The 19,426-nt window shown below is 63.1% G+C and carries 20 protein-coding genes; 9 read left to right on the top strand and 11 right to left on the bottom strand.

Going from position 1 to position 19,426, the window contains the following annotated elements; genetic code table 11:
• Positions 1–52: 52 nt before the first annotated feature.
• A complete protein-coding gene (locus H2LOC_RS15550) occupies positions 53–793 on the bottom strand; it encodes a sulfite exporter TauE/SafE family protein (RefSeq protein ID WP_136498056.1) in 741 nt (246 codons plus the stop codon).
• A 53-nt stretch (positions 794–846) separates the two neighbouring features.
• Complete coding sequence (locus H2LOC_RS15545) at positions 847–1,467, bottom strand: TetR/AcrR family transcriptional regulator (RefSeq protein ID WP_246206855.1); 621 nt, start codon at positions 1,465–1,467, stop codon at positions 847–849.
• A 311-nt stretch (positions 1,468–1,778) separates the two neighbouring features.
• Between H2LOC_RS15545 and H2LOC_RS15540 the strand changes: the two genes are divergently transcribed.
• The 8 genes from H2LOC_RS15540 (at position 1,779) to H2LOC_RS15505 (ending at position 12,101) form a co-directional block, all read left to right on the top strand.
• Entirely contained in the window at positions 1,779–5,240 is a 3,462-nt protein-coding gene (locus H2LOC_RS15540) for an acyl-[ACP]--phospholipid O-acyltransferase (RefSeq protein ID WP_136498057.1), read from the top strand.
• A 434-nt stretch (positions 5,241–5,674) separates the two neighbouring features.
• Positions 5,675–6,619: a hypothetical protein gene (locus tag H2LOC_RS15535; RefSeq protein WP_136498058.1), complete on the top strand. Its 945-nt coding sequence runs from the start codon at positions 5,675–5,677 to the stop codon at positions 6,617–6,619.
• Positions 6,620–6,901: 282 nt separating this feature from the next.
• Positions 6,902–7,471: a TetR/AcrR family transcriptional regulator gene (locus H2LOC_RS15530; protein WP_202620474.1), complete on the top strand. Its 570-nt coding sequence runs from the start codon at positions 6,902–6,904 to the stop codon at positions 7,469–7,471.
• Positions 7,468–7,785 carry a DnaJ family domain-containing protein gene (locus tag H2LOC_RS15525; protein WP_136498060.1) on the top strand — a complete coding sequence of 106 codons (318 nt, stop codon included), beginning with the start codon at positions 7,468–7,470 and terminating at the stop codon, positions 7,783–7,785. The genes H2LOC_RS15530 and H2LOC_RS15525 overlap by 4 nt, the downstream gene beginning before the upstream one ends.
• Positions 7,786–7,962: 177 nt before the next feature.
• Positions 7,963–8,859 (top strand): pepsin/retropepsin-like aspartic protease family protein, encoded by an 897-nt coding sequence (locus tag H2LOC_RS15520; RefSeq protein ID WP_136498061.1) that lies wholly within the window; start codon positions 7,963–7,965, stop codon positions 8,857–8,859.
• A 145-nt stretch (positions 8,860–9,004) separates the two neighbouring features.
• Positions 9,005–11,077: a carbon starvation CstA family protein gene (locus tag H2LOC_RS15515; RefSeq protein WP_136498062.1), complete on the top strand. Its 2,073-nt coding sequence runs from the start codon at positions 9,005–9,007 to the stop codon at positions 11,075–11,077.
• Entirely contained in the window at positions 11,043–11,270 is a 228-nt protein-coding gene (locus tag H2LOC_RS15510; protein WP_136498063.1) for a YbdD/YjiX family protein, read from the top strand. The genes H2LOC_RS15515 and H2LOC_RS15510 overlap by 35 nt, the downstream gene beginning before the upstream one ends.
• A gap of 6 nt (positions 11,271–11,276) precedes the next feature.
• Positions 11,277–12,101 carry a uracil-DNA glycosylase family protein gene (locus H2LOC_RS15505; protein ID WP_136498064.1) on the top strand — a complete coding sequence of 275 codons (825 nt, stop codon included), beginning with the start codon at positions 11,277–11,279 and terminating at the stop codon, positions 12,099–12,101.
• A gap of 49 nt (positions 12,102–12,150) precedes the next feature.
• Here H2LOC_RS15505 and H2LOC_RS21965 read toward each other — a convergent pair whose 3' ends face one another.
• The 7 genes from H2LOC_RS21965 to H2LOC_RS15480 all read right to left on the bottom strand — a co-directional run bounded on the left by H2LOC_RS21965 (position 12,151) and on the right by H2LOC_RS15480 (position 16,526).
• Positions 12,151–12,276 carry a hypothetical protein gene (locus H2LOC_RS21965; RefSeq protein ID WP_281350519.1) on the bottom strand — a complete coding sequence of 42 codons (126 nt, stop codon included), beginning with the start codon at positions 12,274–12,276 and terminating at the stop codon, positions 12,151–12,153.
• Between the two features lie 30 nt (positions 12,277–12,306).
• The gene (locus H2LOC_RS21960) at positions 12,307–12,432 is read right to left on the bottom strand and encodes a hypothetical protein (protein ID WP_281350519.1); all 126 of its coding nucleotides are present in this window, start codon (positions 12,430–12,432) and stop codon (positions 12,307–12,309) included.
• 30 nt (positions 12,433–12,462) lie between these two features.
• On the bottom strand, positions 12,463–13,743 hold the full coding sequence (ispG, locus tag H2LOC_RS15500) for a flavodoxin-dependent (E)-4-hydroxy-3-methylbut-2-enyl-diphosphate synthase (protein ID WP_136498065.1): 1,281 nt from the start codon (positions 13,741–13,743) through the stop codon (positions 12,463–12,465).
• Positions 13,744–13,917: 174 nt separating this feature from the next.
• A protein-coding gene (locus tag H2LOC_RS15495; protein ID WP_425487302.1) for an IS5 family transposase occupies positions 13,918–14,675 on the bottom strand; the annotation gives its coding sequence in 2 pieces (ribosomal slippage) (positions 13,918–14,330 and positions 14,330–14,675; 759 coding nt in all).
• 90 nt (positions 14,676–14,765) lie between these two features.
• Complete coding sequence (locus tag H2LOC_RS15490) at positions 14,766–15,692, bottom strand: hypothetical protein (protein WP_136498066.1); 927 nt, start codon at positions 15,690–15,692, stop codon at positions 14,766–14,768.
• A gap of 181 nt (positions 15,693–15,873) precedes the next feature.
• Positions 15,874–16,278, bottom strand: a complete 405-nt coding sequence (locus tag H2LOC_RS15485; protein ID WP_136498067.1) for a type II toxin-antitoxin system VapC family toxin — start codon at positions 16,276–16,278, stop codon at positions 15,874–15,876.
• Positions 16,275–16,526, bottom strand: a complete 252-nt coding sequence (locus tag H2LOC_RS15480) for a type II toxin-antitoxin system VapB family antitoxin (protein WP_136498068.1) — start codon at positions 16,524–16,526, stop codon at positions 16,275–16,277. The genes H2LOC_RS15485 and H2LOC_RS15480 overlap by 4 nt, the downstream gene beginning before the upstream one ends.
• A gap of 367 nt (positions 16,527–16,893) precedes the next feature.
• Here H2LOC_RS15480 and H2LOC_RS15475 point away from each other — a divergent pair, with 367 nt between their 5' ends.
• Positions 16,894–17,712, top strand: coding sequence for a MipA/OmpV family protein (locus H2LOC_RS15475; protein ID WP_136498069.1), 819 nt, complete (start codon positions 16,894–16,896; stop codon positions 17,710–17,712).
• Between the two features lie 2 nt (positions 17,713–17,714).
• On the opposite strand, the gene H2LOC_RS15470 is transcribed toward H2LOC_RS15475, so the two are convergent.
• On the bottom strand, positions 17,715–18,611 hold the full coding sequence (locus H2LOC_RS15470) for an SDR family oxidoreductase (protein ID WP_136498070.1): 897 nt from the start codon (positions 18,609–18,611) through the stop codon (positions 17,715–17,717).
• Entirely contained in the window at positions 18,608–19,351 is a 744-nt protein-coding gene (locus tag H2LOC_RS15465) for an N-acetylmuramoyl-L-alanine amidase (protein WP_136498071.1), read from the bottom strand. Before H2LOC_RS15465 ends, H2LOC_RS15470 begins: the two co-directional genes overlap by 4 nt.
• Positions 19,352–19,426 lie beyond the last annotated feature (75 nt).

Genomic DNA, 19,426 nt, shown 5'->3' with positions numbered 1-19,426 from the left:
AGGCGCTTAACATCGGGTAAGGAGGATCCCCGGCGCGTCGCCGGCCAGAAGGTCAGGCCGCCCGGTAAAACAGGCCGACGGTGAGAGCGCCGCCGATGATCACCACAAAAACGCGCAGGATCTTTTCGTCGATATGGTGAAGCATTTTCGCGCCGACCACGCCGCCGATGACGGCGCCGAGCGAAGTCGTGACCGCCTGGCGCATATGCAGGTCCGGCGCAAACAGAAAGATCGCGACGGCGGCCGCGTTTATGACGCCGGCGAGCACGTTCTTGGTCGCGCCCGCGACGCGCGCGTTTTGCCCGGCGAGGGTCAGGGCCGCCATCATCATGAAGCCGATGCCGCCGCCGAAATAGCCGCCATAGACCGAGATCAGGAATTGGACTGCGGCCGCGCCTCTGGCGCTCAGGCGGCGTGGGGTTTCCGTCTTTTTACGAAAGAAGCTGCCCCAAGCGAAAATCAGGGTCGCGAACAGCACCAGCCAGGGCAGCAGGCGGCTGAAAAAGGCGGAAGGGGTTATCAACAGGACCACGGCCCCGACGCCCCCGCCTACGACGCTGATCGCAAACAGGACTTTCAGGGACAGGCCATTGGCGCCCGCGGCCAGCGCCCGCCCGGTCCAGCCGGTGGCGATCTGAGCCGGAAACAGGGCGACGCAGGAAGTGACATTGGCCGCGCGGGCGTCGAGCCCCGAAAGCATCAGGGTCGGGAGGATAAGGAACGAGCCGCCCCCCGCCAGCGCGTTTTGCGCGCCGGCCCAGGCGCCGACAAAGAAAATCAGGACGTCGATCATCGGCCTGCTATTTCAGGCTCCAAAGCAAATGGCAAGCGCCGTTCCCGCCCGCTTCAATCGTCGCTCAGGCCGCGCAGGACGATCTCGATGAAATCGCACAGCTGGGCTTCGAGCGTCGCCTCCGGGGTCGGCGCCAGCTTTTCCTCCAGCCCGAGCGACGCAATTCCGTGAACTGCGGAAAACAGCGTGCGCGCTTTCTGGCGCCGCTGATCGGGATCTTCCTGAGGCAGCAGACGCGCGAGAGGGGCTTCGAGCAGCTGGAACAGCCGCTCCCGCTCGGCGAAATACCACTCGGGCAGAGGCTTTTCCGGGGGCAGCCGGTGCTCGAAAAGCGCTTTCCATCGCGGGGCGTTGGCGCGCGCGAAACGCAGATATCCGAGCGCGAGGCGCCTCAGCTCCTTCTTCTTTTTCAGGACCTCGGGCGGCGGCGCCAGAGCGGCCTCGAGCAGAGCGAGGGTTCTTGCGTTCACGCGCAGGACGAGTTCGTCGAGGTCCTCGAAGGCGATGTAGATGGCGCCTAGGGCGCAGCCGGCCTTGTCGGCGAGTTCCCGGGCCTTGAGGCCGGGCAGGCCCTTCTCCGCGACGATGGCTTCCGCGGCATCCAGCACCCTGGAGCGGTGGAACTCGCGCCGGGCGGCGGCTTTATCGGGGAGGCTCTCTTGAATTTCGGTCAATCTCTGGGCTCTGTCGGGAATTAGTCTGAACGACGTTCAAATTGTGCTTGAGCGGCGTTGGCGATTGCGCTATCACAGATTGAACAACGTTCATAGTAGGGCTGGCCGATGTTTGTAAGCAGGCGGAACGCGCAACTTTCCATCCAATGCGGGGAGCCGAGGGCAAATTCATGCCCCGAAACCGGCCCGGCGGCAAATTACATTTTGTCGCGGAGCCCCGCGGCACTACCCGGCCGGGTGAACGCAACCCATCTTTAAAGCCGATCGGCGTAAGCTGAATCGCCCCTCCCGCATTTTGCGACGGAACCCCCATGCCAAAGCCGCTGATTGCAACGCGACGTTTCGCGCCCTTGTTCTGGTGCCAGTTTTTCGCTGCGTTCGACGATAATTTCCTCAAGAACGCGGTGGTCCTCTTTATTCTGTTCAAAATCGGCGGCGACAGCGGCGCTTCGCTCGTAACCCTCGCGGGGGTGACCCTGATCGCGCCGCATTTCCTGTTCTCGGCGCTGGGCGGACAGCTCGCCGACAAATACGACAAGGCGCTGGTGGCGCGCCGGCTCAAGCTGGCGGAAATCGCCGCCGCCGCCGTGGGCGCCGCCGGTTTCTGGCTGGGCTCGACCGAGATCCTGTTCCTGGCTCTTTTCCTGTTCGGACTCCTCGGCGCGCTGTTCATGCCCGTCAAATACGGAATCCTGCCTGATTGCCTTGCGCGGGAGGAGCTCCCGGCGGGCAATGCGATGGTCGAGGGCGCGACTTTTCTCGCCATTCTCACCGGGACGATCGCGGGCGGGCTGGCCATGGAAGGCGGCGGCGACAATCTCCTGATCGCCCTCGGCATGATGAGCTTCGCGCTCGCGGCCTACGCGGCCGCCCGGCTCATCCCGTCGACGCCGCGGGCCGATCCCGAATTGCGGATCGACAAGAACATCCTGCGCTCGACAGCGGGGCTGCTGGTTCATCTGAAGGGCCAGCCCAGGCTGTGGCGTCTGGGGATCGTCACCAGCATCTTCTGGCTGATCGGCGCGGTGGCGATGTCACTGCTGCCGCCGCTCGTCACCCAGACTTTGCACGGGTCCAGCCCGGTGGTGACGATCCATCTCGCGGCTTTCGCCATCGCAATAGCGGTCGGCTCCGCCATCGCGGCCTGGCTGCTGCACGGCCGCATCGCGCTGCTGCCCGCCGCCGTCGGCGCGGCGATCATCGCGGTCGCCTCCATCGACCTCGGACTTTTTCTCGCCCTCGATCCGCCGGGCGCATCGGAAGCGCTGCTGCCTCCGGCCCAATATTTCGCGCAGCCCGCCGCGACGCGCGCGCTGATCGACCTCGTTCTTCTCTCGATAGCCGGCGGCCTGATGGTCGTACCCGCCTTCGCCGCGCTGCAGGCTTTTTGCCCGCCCCAGGAGCGCGCGCGGGTTATCGCCGCGGTGAATGTGCTCAACGCCGCCTTCATGGTGGGTGGGGGCGTGATCGTCGCCGCGGCGCAAGCGCAGGGAGCCCCGGTGTGGTCGATCTTCCTTTGCGTCGGGGCCATGTCGGGCCTCAGCGCCTGGTGGATACTCGAGGCCGTCGTGGATTCGCCGCTCCAGGACTTCCTCTATGTCTTCTTCAGCGTTTTTCATCGCCTGGAGACCAAAGGCCTGGAGCATTTCGAGGCGGCCGGCTCCAATCCGATCATCGCCCTCAACCATGTCAGCTTTCTCGACGCCGCGCTGGCGCTCGCGATCCTGCCGAAAAATCCTGTGTTCGCGATCGACCGCACCATCGCCACGGCCTGGTGGGTCAAGCCTTTCCTGCGTTTCGTGCGCGCCGTCCCGCTCGATCCGACCAAGCCTTTGGGCACGAGAGCGCTGGTGAATCTCGTGAAAAGCGGCGAAACCCTCGTGATCTTCCCGGAAGGCAGGCTGACCGTGACCGGAAGCCTCATGAAGGTCTATGACGGCGCGGCCCTCATCGCCGACAAATCCGGCGCCAAGGTCGTGCCGGTGAGGATCGAGGGGCCCGAGACGACGGTGTTTTCGCGCCTGAACAAGGCGCAGGTCCGGCGGCGCTGGCTGCCAAAATTCACTTTGACGGCGCTGGAGCCCGCTCCGCTCGCCGTCGATCAGGACCTCAAGGGCAGGGCGCGCAGGCAGGCCGCGGGCGCGGCGCTCTATCACGCCATGTCGGATCTGATTTTTCGCACCAGCGACACCGAACAAACCCTGTTCGACGCCGTCTCCAGGGCGGCCAAGGAGCACGGCCATTCGCGCATCGCGCTGGAGGACCCGGTAAGCGGGCAGCTGAGCTATCGCAAGCTGCTGATCGGCGCGCGCGTGCTCGCAGAAAAACTGTCGGCCTACGCGAATCCCGGGGACGCCGTGGGGCTGCTCGTGCCCAACGCCAATGGCGCGGGCGTGGCTTTGCTCGCGCTCTCTTCGGCGGGCTGCGCGCCGGCCATGATCAATTTCACCGCGGGGCCGGCCAGCATACTCTCGGGGCTGCAGAGCGCGCAGGCGAAAACCGTGGTGACTTCGCGCGCCTTCATCGAGAAGGGCAATCTCCAGCACCTGATCGAGGCGCTCGGCGCGGAAATGCGGATCATCTACCTCGAGGATCTGCGGGACGGCGTGACGCTCTGGGACAAGCTGCGGGGGGTGCTGCTCCATGGCCGCCCGCTGGTTCGGCGCCGGCCGGAGGATCCCGCGGCGATACTCTTCACCTCGGGCTCGGAGGGGACGCCCAAGGGCGTCGTGCTGTCGCATCGCAACATCCTCGCCAACGCCGCCCAGGCCGCGGCGCGCATCGATTTCGGCCGCAGCGACAAGGTCTTCAACGTCCTTCCGATCTTCCACAGCTTCGGTTTGACGGCCGGATTCGTTCTGCCCATCGTCTCCGGGGTGCCGATCTATCTTTATCCTTCGCCGCTGCATTACCGCATCATTCCGGAGCTCGTGTACAATTCCAACGCCACGATCCTCTTCGGCACCGACACATTCCTCACCGGCTATGCGCGCACCGCCAATTCCTACGACTTCCGTTCGATCCGCTACGTCGTCGCGGGCGCCGAGCCGGTCAAGGAAGCCACCCGCGCGACCTGGGGCGAGAAATTCGGCGTCCGCATTCTGGAAGGCTACGGAGTCACCGAAACCGCCCCGGTGCTCGCGCTCAACACGCCGATGTTCAACAAATTCGGCACCGTCGGCCGGCTGATGCCGGGGATCGAATGCCGCCTGGAGCCTGTCCCGGGGGTTGCCGACGGCGGCCGGCTCGTCGTGCGCGGACCCAATGTCATGCTGGGCTATCTGATGGCCGACAACCCCGGAGTGCTCCAGCCTCCTGCCGAGGGCTGGCACGACACCGGCGACATCGTCTCGATCGACGCCGAGGGCTTCGTGGCGATCAAGGGCCGCGCCAAGCGTTTCGCCAAGATCGGCGGCGAGATGGTGTCGCTCGCGGCGGTCGAGGCCCTCGCGGGGGAGTTGTGGCCCGACGCGCGCTCGGCCGCGGTCGCGGAAAGCGACAACCGCAAGGGCGAGCGCGTCGTTCTCGCAACCGAGCACAAGAGCGCGACGCGGGCCGATTTCATCGCCTTCGCAAAGGGGAAGGGCGCCGCCGACCTCATGATCCCGGCCGAGGTCATCAATGTCGAGAGCATTCCCGTGCTCGGTTCGGGCAAGCTCGATTTTGCGGCCATTAACAAAATGGTTCGGGAACGGCCACGCTTCGTGGTTCCGACGCCGCGCACGCCCAACGGGCTCGGCCGCATCAACGGCGACGGGGTCAAGAGTGCTTGAGGCCGCACGCGCGCCGGCGCGTTTCCGGCGCGCCGGCCGGCTCGGTAACGCTCGAGCATCTGCACTCGGGGCCCCCAGGCCTTTTTGTGGAATGCGATGGGTTCCGCTTTGCCGGCAAAACGGATGAGGCTGAACGCTCATGAAGGGCTTCCGGCGCTCGTTCTGGACGCTTCGGCCGCCGGTTGAAAAATGCCGCCTTCGCGATCGATCGCTTATTCGAATAGCGGTCGCCTCCGCAATCCTCGACCGCTCCCGATTTGAGCGCAGATACAGCCTCAGGCGGGCCGACGCCGATCTCGAAAACCGGACAAGTCCAGACATATACAGGACAAATTCTCGCGGACCGGTCTTTGATATCTTTCGGTTCAGGAGAGAGCGCGCCGCCGAACGGCTGAGCCGCCGACCAAATTTCGCGGTGTGAGGAGCTTCCTTTATTGAGTTCGGCTTCCGAAGCGCCTCTGCTGGTCTATGTCCATGTTCCCAAAACGGCGGGAACGACAATCAACCGGATCCTCGGCGGGTTGTCTCCGCTCGGGGTCGACGCCTTCCATTTTCATGCGCTGAAGCCGGAATTTCTCGAGACGGCGCGGCGTAGCGACTGGATCAGCGGCCATCTCGGCTGTGATGTTTTCCGCCATCTCCTTGCGGGGCTGGGGCGGGAAATCGATTTTCTTTCGGCGGTCAGGGAGCCGGTCGCGCAAATCTGCTCTCATTTGAACTACAGCTTCCATCGTTCGAAATCGCTGGACTATTTCGACCGGCACAGCCTGCACGAACAACGCATCGACGCCGATGTGATGACGACCGATTTCAGCAATCCCACGTCGGTGATCAAGCTGCTCCTGAACTGGCGCAATTTGTTTTTGAATCTTCAGTCCCGCCTCGTGATCGGCGAGGATTTCGACAGGCTGAGCGAGAGCGAAGTCGATGCGAGGCTCGCTTCCTATAAATTCATCGCGACCGAGCGGAACCTCTTCGACCTCGTCGATTATTTCGGCTTTCATCAGAGCGAGGCGAGGAAGTCTCTGCCGATCGTGAACAAGGCGCAGTACTGCTTCGACCCCTCGATCTTCGACCATCCCGAGCTGAGAAGATTTCTGCATCACCATCACCGTCACGACCTGCGGCTGTATCAAAAGATTTCTCTGCGCCGCTGGGACGATCCCCCCGAGCCTTTCCGTCCGTCGTTCCCTTTCGACAAGGCCTTTACCGAGGAGCATTTCGACGAGGAGAGCTATCTCGCCGCAAATCCCGAAGTCGGGCTCGGAGTCCAGGCCGGCGTGTGGTCGTCCGGATGGGATCATTTCGACAAACGCGGGCGCGCCGAAGGACGCGGCGTCCGCCGGCGATATCCGCCCCTGGCCGAGCCGCAATCCTAGAGTCCTTGCTCCACCTTTGTTTTCTGAACCGGGTATCCACTTTGCTCGAAAACACTATAAGTTGTTGGTTTAATGCATTTCCCGCGCCGAACGGGCTCCACTTCGGATAGGTCCCGAAAAATGCACAGTGGTTTTTCGAAAAGAACATGAGGCGGGGAATCGCGCCCCGTCGAGCGCAGGATAATACAGCGCCTTGCCGAAGCGACGAATCAATCATATGATTGATTTATGCCGAGTCATGACCAAAAGCAGTCCTATATTCGCAAAGACGGACGCCGGGCGATGATCGCCGAAGCGGCGCGGGCGCTGATCCTTGAACACGGGTATGCGGCGCTGCGGACCCGAGACGTCGCGGCGCGCGTGGGCATCAACATTTCAACCCTGCATTTTCATGTGCCGAGCAAGGCCGCATTGGTTGCGCTGATCGCTGAAACCACGCGAGACAACTTTCTTGCCAGATTGCCGCCGCCCCCAGATGCGGAGAGGCCTGCAGGCGCCCAGCTTCGCGCCGAAGCGCAGGCATATCACGACAGCCTGCGTGACCGTCCTGAATTGGCGGCTTGCCTGGCTCAACTCAGACAGATCGGCGGAACTGTTCCGGACGTCGCCGCAATGATCGATTCCTTCACTGATGATTGGCTCCGCCGTTATGCCGAGATCATCACGATAGGGCAGCAGCAAGGCGCGTTCCGTTCCGATCTGACGCCGCTACCCGCCGCGCTGGCCATTACCGGAGCCCTGACGGCGTTCGGCGCTCGCGGACCTCACGGTCTGGAAATGTTCTGGCCCGTTTTCAACGAGCTGGAGCGAGGATTTCTGGTTGCCCCTGGACCGGAGGACGAACAACGGTGAAAATTTCCCTTCTGGCCGAAAGGCAAATTCTAAAGGCTCAACTCGAGGGTCAATTCGAAAACCTGAAGGGCGCAGGAAAACCTCTGCATCTGAGCGGGGATAACAGCGTGGAAGCCATCGGCTTCCGCATCATGTCCGAAGCCGGAGCCTTGCCGCGAGAAATCGAATTGCGCAAAGCCGTCGAAGAGCAGACCCGCGTATTGGGCGCCGCTCCCGACGAGGAAGCGCGTAGACGTGAATTGAAAAAACTCGCCGATATTCAGTTGCGACTCGACATAGAACAGGAAGCCCGGCGGCGTTTTTATGGCGGTTGACGGCTCTTCGCTCGGCCCCAATCGAAAGCGAAAGCCTCTCAAACGGGAGGCCTGAAAGTCGAGGGATAAACCGCCTGACGTCCGTCCCCATCCGGCCCGCTTGATTCCAGGCCGCAGATCGCCATGACTGGGCGCAGGATTTTTCTTTCGCCGGAGCGCGCTTTGACATCAAGAGCCATGAAACTGCTGAAGGGCTTTTCTTCGATCGTCGCCCTCGCCGGGCTGGGCGCGGCCCCGGCCGGCGCCGAGACCGCCCGCTCCGTGGTTCCCATCAAGCTGACTCAGAACGATTACGGCGGCGGGCGGATCTATGTTCCCGTTCGCTTTGGAAACGTCATCGGCTCGATGCGTCTCGACACCGGGGCCTCGGCCACGCGCATCACGCTCGCGCCCTGGAACAAGGACCTCCCCTCTCTCGGCCAAAGCGGCTCCACCGGCGCCTCTGGCCGCACGACGAGCTGCGAGGACGTCGAAGCGAGCAAAGTGGAGCTCAAAGCCGACCAGGGCGCCAATATCGGCAGGTCGAAATATGTGGTCGCCCGCTGTCCGGCGAGCGACGGGGACGACCTGCTGGGGCTCGATTTTTTCAAAGGCGCGCGCTTCACCCTCGACTTCGACCGCAAAGAGCTCGTGTTCTTTGGAGAAAAAGGCGCCTCCGGCCAGGCTGCGCCGTTCAAATTGCTGGGGCCGGACCAGCGTCTGGTCGGCGTCGAACTGAGACTGGGAGACGTCGCGGCGGTCGGGCTGCTCGATTCAGGCGCCGAAATTTCCGCGGTGGATCGGCAATTTGTAACAAAGCACAAGAAAATGTTTACGCTGGTCAAAGCTCGGGGCAAGGCGACCGAAGCCGCGGGCAAGGATCTGGCGGCGAAAATATACAAAATAAAACAGATCGATCTCGGAGGCGGCCGCGTTCTGCGGGATGTCTATGCGCTGGTCTACGACTTCGGTTTTCTGCGCGAGGCGCTCGGCGGGCGCACGCCGCTGATCCTCGGAGACAATGTGATCGGCCGGTTCAACTGGGAGCTGGATTTCACTTCCGCGCCTCCCAGCTGGGCGGCCAGGGCGAGATAGGCGGAAGACCGCGCTCGAATGCGCCCCAGCCGCGCAGCTCGGGCTGGACGCGGCGCGCCGGCGAGAATATTCCTTGACCTGCTCACTAGACTAATAGCGGCCGCCGCTCCCCCGGGCGGGAAGGCTTTTTCGCCGAGGGTTTCGAATGCTCAAGCGTATTTTTTCCGCCCTGCTCTGGAGCGCCGTCGGCGCGACCGCGGTTTTCGCGCTCTTCACCCTCGCCACGGCGCGGGGCGAAAAAGTGAATGCGCTGTGGCTGGTGGCCGCGGCTGTGGGGGTCTATCTGATCGGCTACCGCTATTACGCTCTTTTCATCGCCAGGCGGGTCCTGCGGCTCGATCCTGCTCGCGAAACCCCGGCCCATCGCCACAACGACGGGCTCGATTATGTCCCGACGGACAGGATCGTGCTGTTCGGCCATCACTTTGCGGCCATAGCCGGCGCCGGGCCGCTGGTCGGCCCCGTGCTCGCCGCACAGCTCGGCTATCTGCCGAGCGCGCTGTGGCTGATGACCGGCGTCATTTTCGCCGGCGCGGTGCAGGATTTCCTCGTGCTGTTCATCTCGACGCGCCGCGACGGACGTTCCCTCGGCGATCTCATCAAGACCGAAATGGGCTCCGCCGCCGGGCTCATCGCCATGGTCGGCATTCTCGCGATCATGGTCATCCTGCTCGCCGTGCTGGGGCTCGTGGTGGTGAAAGCGCTGGCGGACAGTCCCTGGGGCTGCTTCACGGTCTTCGCGACCCTGCCCATCGCCGTGTTCATGGGCGTTTACGGGCGCTATCTGCGGCCCGGCCGCATCGGCGAAATGTCGCTGATCGGCTTCGTTCTGCTTCTCGCCAGCATCGCCGCGGGGCGCCTCGTCGCGGAAAGCCCGGTATTGGGCCCGCTGTTCACCTTCAAGGGCGAGACCCTCGCCTTCATGCTGATCGCCTATGGCTTTATCGCCGCGGTTCTGCCGGTGTGGCTGCTGCTGGCGCCGCGCGACTATCTCTCCACCTTCCTCAAGATCGGCACCATATTGTCGCTCGCGCTCGGCATATGTTTCATATGGCCGCAGCTCCATATGCCTGCGGTGACCCGTTTCATCGACGGAACCGGGCCGGTTTTCGCGGGGAGCGTGTTTCCCTTCCTTTTCATCACCATCGCCTGCGGCGCGGTGTCGGGCTTCCACGCTTTGGTTTCGTCGGGCACCACCCCAAAGATGATCGCCGACGAAAGCCAGATTCCCTTCATCGGCTACGGCGCGATGCTCATGGAGTCGATGGTCGCCGTCATGGCGCTGATCGCCGCCTGCGTGCTGGAGCCGGGCGTCTATTTCGCCATGAACAGCGCTCCCGCCGTGATCGGATCGACGCCCGAGGCGGTCGCCAATGTCGTGTCCGGCTGGGGTTTTCCCATTGCGCCGCAGGCTTTGACCGACATCGCCGCGCAGGTCGGCGAAAAATCCATTCTCTCGCGCAGCGGCGGCGCGCCGACGCTGGCGGTGGGCATGGCGCAGATCCTCGCCTCCGCGGTCGGCGGCTCGGGAGCGATGTCCTTCTGGTATCATTTCGCGATCCTGTTCGAGGCGCTCTTCATCCTGACCACCATCGACGCGGGCACGCGCGTCGCGCGTTTCATGATCCAGGATCTCGTGGGGAACTTCGTCCCCGGCTTCCGCAACACCCGCGCGCTGGCTCCCAATCTGATCGCGACCGGCCTCGCCGTGATCGGCTGGGGCTGGTTTCTCTATCAGGGCGTCGTCGATCCGCTCGGAGGGATCAATTCGCTGTGGCCGTTGTTCGGCATCGCCAACCAGATGCTGGCGGCGATCGCCCTCACGCTGTGCACGGTGGTGCTGTTCCGGATGAAGCGGGAAGGCTACGCCTTCGTCGCCGCGGCCCCCGCGGCCTGGCTCTATGTCTGCACGCTGACGGCGGGCGCGGAGAAGATATTCCATCCCGATCCGCGCATCGGCTTCCTCGCCCATGCCGGGCGCTACGCCGACGCGCTGGCCAGAAATCAGCTTCTCGCCCCCGCCAAATCCGCGCTGGACATGCAGCGCGTGATCTTCAACGATTATGTCGACATTTCCTGCGCGGCGCTGTTCATCGCGCTGGTGCTCGCCATGGGCGGCTTCGGCCTTGCGGCCATCCGCCAGGCCCTGCGCAGCGACGCCGTCACGACCAGGGAGACGCCGGATGGATTGCCTGAACTGCGGACCGTTGCGGCTTGATCTTTCCCGCCTCGCCAAGAAACTGCGCTCGGGCGCCAATCTGATGATCGGACAGCCCGATTACGACGCCTACGCCGCTCATCGCCGGGCCAGCCATCCCGGCGAGCCGGTGATGTCGCGCGAGGAGTTTTTTCTGGAGCGGCAGGCGCGGCGCTTCGGCGAAGGCGGCTCGCGCGCCCTGCGCTGCTGTTGAGGAGCCATGCCGGGCGGGGCTCTCGACGAAACGCAGGCCTTGAAGGCGCTGCTGGAATATTACCGCGCCATCGGCGTCGACTTCGCGCTCGATGAGAGCCCGCACGACCGCTTTGCGCAAGCCGAATATGAGATCGCCGCCGCCGAGGCGCCCGAATCTTCGCCGGCGCCGCCTCCTCCGGGCCCCGTCACGCGAGAAGCCCCGCCGCGGGCTTTGAACGTTGCGGCCCCGTTGACGCCGCAGGCTGCGCTCGAGGAGGCCGAAACCATTGCGAATGCAGCGGCCACGCTGGAGGAATTGCGGGAAGGACTCGCCGGTTTCGAGGGCGGGCGCGCCTCCAGAGCCCGGCATTTTCTGTTTTCAAGCGGCAGTCCAGCCCCTTTGATGGCGCTCGATTACGCGCCGGGCGAGGCTGAGGAAAGCGGCGGCGAGGCTTTCAGCGGCGCCGAGGCGCGATTGCTCGACGCCATGATGGCGGCGATCGGGCGCGGCCGAACCAGCGCCTATTACGCTTATTTCTCGCCATGGCGCCCGGCCGGCGGGCAGCCGCTCGCGCCGCATGTGACGGCGGCGCTGGCGCCTTTTGCGCTCAGGCATATCGCGCTGGCGCGGCCCAAAGCGGTTCTGCTGCTGGGAGACACGGCGAGGATCGTGCTGGGCGGCGCCGAATCGCCGGCGCGGCTCTATGCGCGGAAATTCGAGCTTCAGGCCGGCGCAGAGACCGTCGTCGCCGTGCCGGCCCCCGGCCTCGCCGCCATGCGGAAAACCCCCTCGCTCAAGCGCCACGCCTGGCGGGCGCTGCGGACGCTGGCGCTGATTCTGGAAAGCTGAGCCGCTTTGTTCCGCCGCCTCGCCCGCGCCAGATCCGCCGCGACCTCGCTCAAGCCGGACCCGCGCCAAAACGCCGGGCCACATAATCGTCGACGATGCGAATGAATTCGTCGGCGATGCCTTCGCCGCGCAGCATGTTCCCAAAAAGTGCGTAGCGGTTTTTGGATCGGAACATGCTCAATGTCTTGAAGCGCGGCGACCTCGCTCAAGCCGGACCCGCGCCAAAACGCCGGGCCACATAATCATCGACGATGCGAATGAATTCGTCGGCGATGCCTTCGCCGCGCAGCATGTTCCCAAAAAGTGCGTAGCGGTTTTTGGATCGGAACATGCTCAATGTCTTGAAGCGCGGCGACCTCGCTCAAGCCGGACCCGCGCCAAAACGCCGGGCCACATAATCATCGACGATGCGAATGAATTCGTCGGCGATGCCTTCGCCGCGCAAAGTCATCGCCTTCTGGCCGTCGATGAAGACCGGCGCCGCCGGGCTCTCGCCGGTGCCGGGCAGGGAAATGCCGATGTCGGCGTGTTTCGATTCGCCCGGCCCGTTGACGATGCAGCCCATCACCGCGACATTGAGCGTCTCGACGCCGGGATATTGCGGGCGCCAGATCGCCATGCGCTCGCGGATATGGGCCTGGATGTCGCGGGCGAGCTCCTGGAACACGGTGGAGGTGGTGCGTCCGCACCCCGGGCAGGCCGCGACCAGCGGCACGAAGGTGCGAAAGCCCATGGTCTGCAGGATTTCCTGCGCCACCCGAACCTCAAGCGTGCGGTCGCCGCCGGGTTCGGGGGTGAGAGAGACCCGGATGGTGTCGCCGAGCCCGTCCTGCAGCAATACGCCGAGCGCGGCGGCGGAAGCGACCACGCCCTTGGTGCCCATGCCGGCTTCGGTGAGCCCCAGATGCAAAGCGTAATCGCTGCGCTGGGCCAGCATCCGATAGACCGAGATGAGATCCTGCACCGCCGAGACCTTGGCCGAGATCACGATCCGATCGCGCGAGAGGCCGATCTCCTCGGCGCGCTGGGCGGAATAGAGCGCCGAGCGCACCATGGCTTCGCGCATGACCGCCCGCGCCTCGATGGGCTCCTTCGCGGCGGCGTTGATGTCCATCAGATGGGTGAGCATCTCCTGATCGAGCGAGCCCCAATTGGCCCCGATCCGCACCGCCTTGCCGTGCAGAATCGCAAGCTCGACGATGGAGGCGAATTGCTTGTCCTTCTTTTCCTTGAAGCCGACATTGCCCGGATTGATGCGATATTTGGCGAGGGCTTCGCCGCAGGCGGGATGGTCGGCGAGCAGCTTGTGGCCGATGTAATGGAAATCGCCGACCAGCGGGACGTCGACGCCCATCTGGTCGAGCTTTTCGCGGATGTGCGGCACGGCGGCGGCGGCTTCGTCGCGGTCGACGGTGATGCGCACCAGCTCCGAGCCCGCCCGCGCCAGCGCCGCGACCTGGGCCACGGTGGAATCGACGTCGGCCGTGTCGGTGTTGGTCATGGACTGCACTGCGACCGGCGCGCCGCCGCCGACGGTCACCGCGCCCTTGCCTTTTCCGATGGTTACGGCGCGGCTGCGATGGCGCGGCGCGGGTTCGGCGGCGATGGGTTGCGGCAGGCAGGTTTCGGCGTCGGTGGTCATGGGTCTTCCGCTCGCGGGAAAGGATTTTTCCCTTGGTGGGACGGAATGGCGGCGAGGTCAAGCAGGATGGGGGCTGATAGGCTGCAACCTTACCTTCGATCCAGGAGGGGAGCGATAGCCAAAATGGTTGCGCGTTTGTTCGGCTTGGCCTGTCATGGGTTCTAGGGCCCAGACTCATAACCAATAGCTGACAGTGGCAGCGAGGCAAACGGCGGCGAGGAAATTGACGGCGTTTCTGTCGTAGCGCGTCGCCACGCGTCTAAAATCCTTTAAACGGCAGAACATGCGCTCGATGGCGTTGCGGTTTCGATAGAGGAGCGGCGAAAAGCAGTTCTTCCATTTGCGGTTGGCCTTGGGCGGAATATTCGGCAGTGCGCCGCCGTCCTCGATCCTACGGCGGATGGCGTTGCTGTCGTATCCCTTGTCGCCGTGGAGGACTTCGCAAGGCGGAAGATGGGCAAGAAGTTCCGCGCCCGCTGTGCAATCGGCGACGTTTCCGGCTGTGAGCATGAAAGCTATGGGTCGACATTGCGCGTCGGTCAGCGCGTGGATTTTCGTTGTGCGTCCACCGCGCGAGCGGCCGATGGCCTGATTTTTCTCCCCCCTTTGCCGCCGCTGGCCGAGCGATGCGCTTTCACCGCCGAGGAGTCGATGAGAACTTCCGTCGGCGGCCCGCCGGCTTGAGCGAGTGCATGGAACAAGTCGACCCAGACGCCCTTGGCGGCCCAACGGACATAGCGATTATAAAGTGTCTTTTTGGGCCCGTATTCCGGCGGTGCGTCGACCCAGCGCCCGCCGGATTTGAGCACTTGGACGATGCCGCTGATGACCCTGCGGTCGTCGACCCGCGCCTTGCCGCGCGTGTCAGTGGGAAGATGTGGCGCAATCTTCGAAAACTGCGCATCTGTCAGCCAGAATTGATCGCGAATCATCGGCGCTTCCTTTCGGAAGCCCTGAATCACAACCCGCTCTTTACGCCAAGCACTTTATGGGTCTGGACCCTAACGAAAGCGTGGTGCTGCTCAATCGGCGTAGCTGCCGTTGAAGGCGTTTTGATGCAGCCGCAGATCAGCCCGTGGCACATCACCTTCGTCTGGAAATATGGCGCCCGGAAATCTGTTTTTTGCGATCGTAAGCGGTCTTGGGACAGGATTGCGCATTATGTCGAACACGAATCCCGTGACATGGGGGACATCATCGAACTCACTTTTATAAACGACAGTGCCCATGAGAACCGGATTGATGTACGAATCGGTTTCGATGCATTTGGCGACGTCAATATCCACAACGTAGGTGCCAATTTTCTGGCTGATGGGGGTGCCCTCGAAAACGGTAAACCCGAAAGGGTATTCAGACTGTTTCCTAGCGCTTTCCACAAGTTCACGTATGCGGCGTAATGGATAAAATGGCTTGTCATCACTAAGGGTCTGGCATCGCACTTCGAAATATATATAAGCGCTCTTGGCTGGCGATTTACCAACGTTCTCTAGAACGAATTCAAAAGAAAGATACGGGGCGAACTTCTCATAAGTAAGCGGCCCGTTTATATTTGTGTTAACTTTGATCCAAGGCCTGTTCGATGCAGCAAGTGTCTTGCTCGCAATATCTGCCGACTTTTTAGCAGCTTCGGAGGCAATTCGAGACGTTCTGTCGGCGCGAACGAGGAATCCTATCTGGATTGCAGAGGATAGGAATAGAAATCCTGTAAAAACAGTCAGCCACTCTGTAAAATACGAAATTGGATCGTCATCAACTTTAGACCAAAAAGTATTATAGGAATCAGCTTTCGGCGTTTTTCCTTCAGGATTATTGGCCGCGTGCAAGAGTAAGCCATTACCTTGCTGCAGGCCACCAGAATTCAATTGAAAATGCGTTCCCGCATACGACCCGAAAAATGCAGCAAAAACGAGAGTCGATATGCAGGCCGCGGCGAGAATGTATTCGCGCACCTAACTCCTCCTAACAAGCTTATCTTCAACTTTATGCTGGTGAGCGCAAGTGCGGCAAGGGCATTACTGCGAGCGATCAGCCCCAAGGCCGCCGGGAGCATGATTATTTTTGCGCTAGGCTTGGTGTGGAAGCTTCATGCCGACGAGCGAGGGGCCGCGTTACCGTCTGTTCATTCGGCCGTCAGCGCCTCGACGAATCATTGATGTTGGTCTGCGAAAAATCCTCGCCTGTGAACAACAGGCGGGCGCGATAGGCGCGGGCGCAGGCGTAGGCGAAGCAGTCGCCGAAGTTCAGAGCGGCGGGATGACGGCTTTTCCCATATTTCTCGAAGGCGCCGAGGGCGGCGGCGGTCATGCTTTCGGTGATGGGAACGACCCGCACGGCGGCTTCGTCCAGCAATGCGCGCATTATGTCTTGCGCTTCCTCCGGGGCGATCTGGCGCGCATTCATCAGACGCACGCAGGTCTCATAGACCACGACAGGGGAAGTATAGGGGGCCTTCGCGCAAGCGATGCGCTGCGCCATCTCCGGGCCTTCCGGCTCTTCCAGGAGGATGGCGAGAAAGGCCGAGGCGTCGATCATCATTTCTCGTCATTCCAAAGCGCGTCGAAAAACTCTTTGTCGTTCGCGAATGGTTGCTCTGGTTTGGCGGGATAGGACGCAACCCGCGCGCGAAGCGGCTGTAAGCGTTCCCACAACGGAATTTTGGCCCGTTCGCGCTCGAGTTCGTTGGCGCAGGCTTCCTTGATCGCCTCGACGATCGGCTTGCCCTTTACCTTTGCGAGCTTGCGTATGATCTCGTCGGTTTCGGGGTCTTTGATGCTATAGGCCATGGGATGCCTCGGGGTGGATATCCGTATATCCGGTTCGAGGTATATAGCCTTGGAAAGGTCCCAACAAGCCGCAGCGGAAATGCGATCCTACCTCTTCTTCGCTATCCGGACGAGTCCCATTGAGGCCGTCATCGAGACCGCGAGCGAAGCGCGGCGGGACGCGGTCCAGAGCTGCGCCAAGCCACTGGATCGCCGCGGAGCTTACGCTCTTCGCGACAGCCGCCGTCGAAGAAAAAATTTTGCGACCGAAAATTCAGGCGACGACTTGGTTTGGTAAACGCAAACCACTGATTAACTACGTCTATTGGCGAGCCGGTAAGGTTGACGAACGAGGTTAAGGCCCAACCAGCCTTGTTGGAGTCCTCTCTTGTCGTCCTCAGTGAAAACCTGCGTAACCGGCTGTGCGGCGGCCATGCTCCTTACGATGAATGCGATGGCGGACGAGAGCATGCTCGATCCCGCGCCCGTCTCCGGCTGGATCGTCACGCTTCGCGCCAACGCCGGTTTTTCCCCCACCTGGGACGGTTCGAAAAATCTGTCGCCTTTCCTGCTCCCCGGCCTTTCGATGCGCCGGCCCGGAACGACGGTCGGTTTCGGCGCGCCCGACGAGGCTCCCGGCTTCGCGCTCTATGACAACGGCGTGTTGAAAGTCGGCGCGTCGGGGCGGCTGCGCGGTCCGCGCCAGCAGTCCCAATGGGGCGAGCTCCATGGCATTCACGACATCAACTGGATATTGGAGGGCGGCGTTTTCGCCGAGATGTGGGCGTTCAAGAAGCTGCGCGCCCGCGCCGAGCTTCGGCATGGGCTTCTCGGCCACCATGGCGACGTGGCGGAGTTCTATCTCGACTGGGTGGAGAAACACGGTCCCTGGACCTTCTCCATCGGGCCGCGCCTGCGGCTCGGCGACCAGCCCTATATGAACAAGCTCTACGGCGTGACCGTGCAGGACTCGCTCTATAATCTGTCGGTTCCGCCCTTCACCGCCTGGGCCAGCGCCGCCTCGGTGGGCGCGACCACCGCTCTCACCTATGACTGGTCGGAGGATTGGTCCACGACCGGCTATGTCCGCTACAATCGCCTCGTCGGAAGCGCCGCGGCCAGCCCGCTGATCAAGGATCTCGGCTCGCCCGACCAATGGACCATCGGCCTCAGCGTCTCCTACAGCTTCAAGGTCGATATGTTCTGAGCTTAAGGGCTGGGGTTTTTGTCTTCTTCGGCCGTCGCCGCGGGCAGCAATCCCAGCTTTTTCGCTACGATAAAATCCAGCAGCCGCGTCGGCAGAAGGCGCGGCAGGGCCCAGTCGAAAAGATAATTCGGCACGACGCGGATGCGCGCCGGCGGACTTGCGGTGGTGAGGGCGCGGACGACCGCCTTCGACACCCATTCCGGGGGAGCGCCATTGGCGCCGCGCTCCATCGCCCATTTTCGCAATCGGCGCATGCCGGGGCCGAATATGGTGGCGTCGTAGCGCGAGATGTCGGTGCGATCCGCCTTGTCCCAGATCGGCGTCTTGATCACGCCGGGCTGTACGACGATCACATCGACGCCAAAAATCATCAGCTCACGCCGCAAAGCGTCGGAAAAACCCTCCAGCGCGTGTTTCGAGGCGCCATAGGCCCCAACATAGGGCATGGCCAGCGTCCCCGCGACCGAGCTCATATTGACGATGCGTCCGGGTCTTCCCTGCCGCGCCGGGTCGGCCCCGAGCAGCGGCGCAAAGGCCTGAACAACATTCAATTGACCGAAGAGATTGACCTCGAACTGCTGCTTGAACTCCTCGATCGGCTGGTGGAGCAGCGGACCGGACAGCGCGACGCCGGCGTTGTTGACGAGGCCCGCGAGCTTGCGTCCGGCAAGATGCGCTTCGACCTTCTCGACCGCGAAAGCGATCGCTTCCCGCGCCGTGACATCGAAAAACAGGGGCGCGAAATTCTCGCCGAAGCGCTTCCTCAGCTGCACGGCGTCGGCGTCCTTGCGAACCGAGCCGAAGACGAAGAACCCCGCTGCGATCAGGGCGCGGACGCAGTCTTCGCCGATGCCGGTGGAGGCTCCGGTGACGACCGCGACGGGTTTGGGTTCGTTCATGGGGCGAGTCCTTCGAGCAGCCGGTCGAGCGTCGCGAGAGTGGATGCGTCGGCGCGGCCGTCGACCCTTTGCGGCCGGAAATGGCGCTGGAAAGCGGCGACGACCTTGGTGGTGTCTTCGTCGAACACCCCGCTGGGCGCGACCGCATAGCCATAGGCTGCGAGGCGCCGTTGCAGCGCGCTCACTTCTTGGCCGCAGGCGCCGAGGCCGAGGCCCTCCTCCCCGGCGAGCGGCGCGGGCTTCACATAATGGCCGACGCCGGAAGCAGCGAGAACGTCCCAGGGAAAAAACTCGCCCGGGTCGATCTTGCGCGAGACGGCGATGTCGGAATGGGCCAGCACCCGATGAGGAGGAATGGCGCAGCGCGCGCAGACATCCCGCGCCAGCGCCACGACCGCGGCGATCTGCGCGGCCGGATAGGGGCGGGGATCGTCGTGGCCCGGATGCACGATCTCGACGCCGATGGAGGCGGAGTTGAGATCGGTCTCTCCCGCCCAAAAACTCCTGCCCGCGTGCCAGGCGCGCCGGGACTCCGGCACGAGCTGGAGCACCTCGCCGTTTTCGTCGACGAAATAATGCGCCGAGACTTCGGCCTCGGGGCTGCACAGCAGATCGAGCGCGCTCTGGGGCGTCGGCATTCCGGTATAATGAAGGATGAGCGCGCCGATCGGGCGCAAGCGCTCGCCGTGATTGGGCGAGGCGACCACGCGCGCAGGCTTGTAGTCCGCATCGAAGCTCATGCCGCCTCGGTCCTAGAGCGTTTCCAGCCGAAGCGGATGCCGGTTCGGCGCAGGAAACGCGTTAAAACAAAAACT

The organism is Methylocystis heyeri, from assembly GCF_004802635.2.
Lineage (GTDB): Bacteria > Pseudomonadota > Alphaproteobacteria > Rhizobiales > Beijerinckiaceae > Methylocystis > Methylocystis heyeri.
This window is presented reverse-complemented; position numbering and strand designations above follow the sequence as displayed.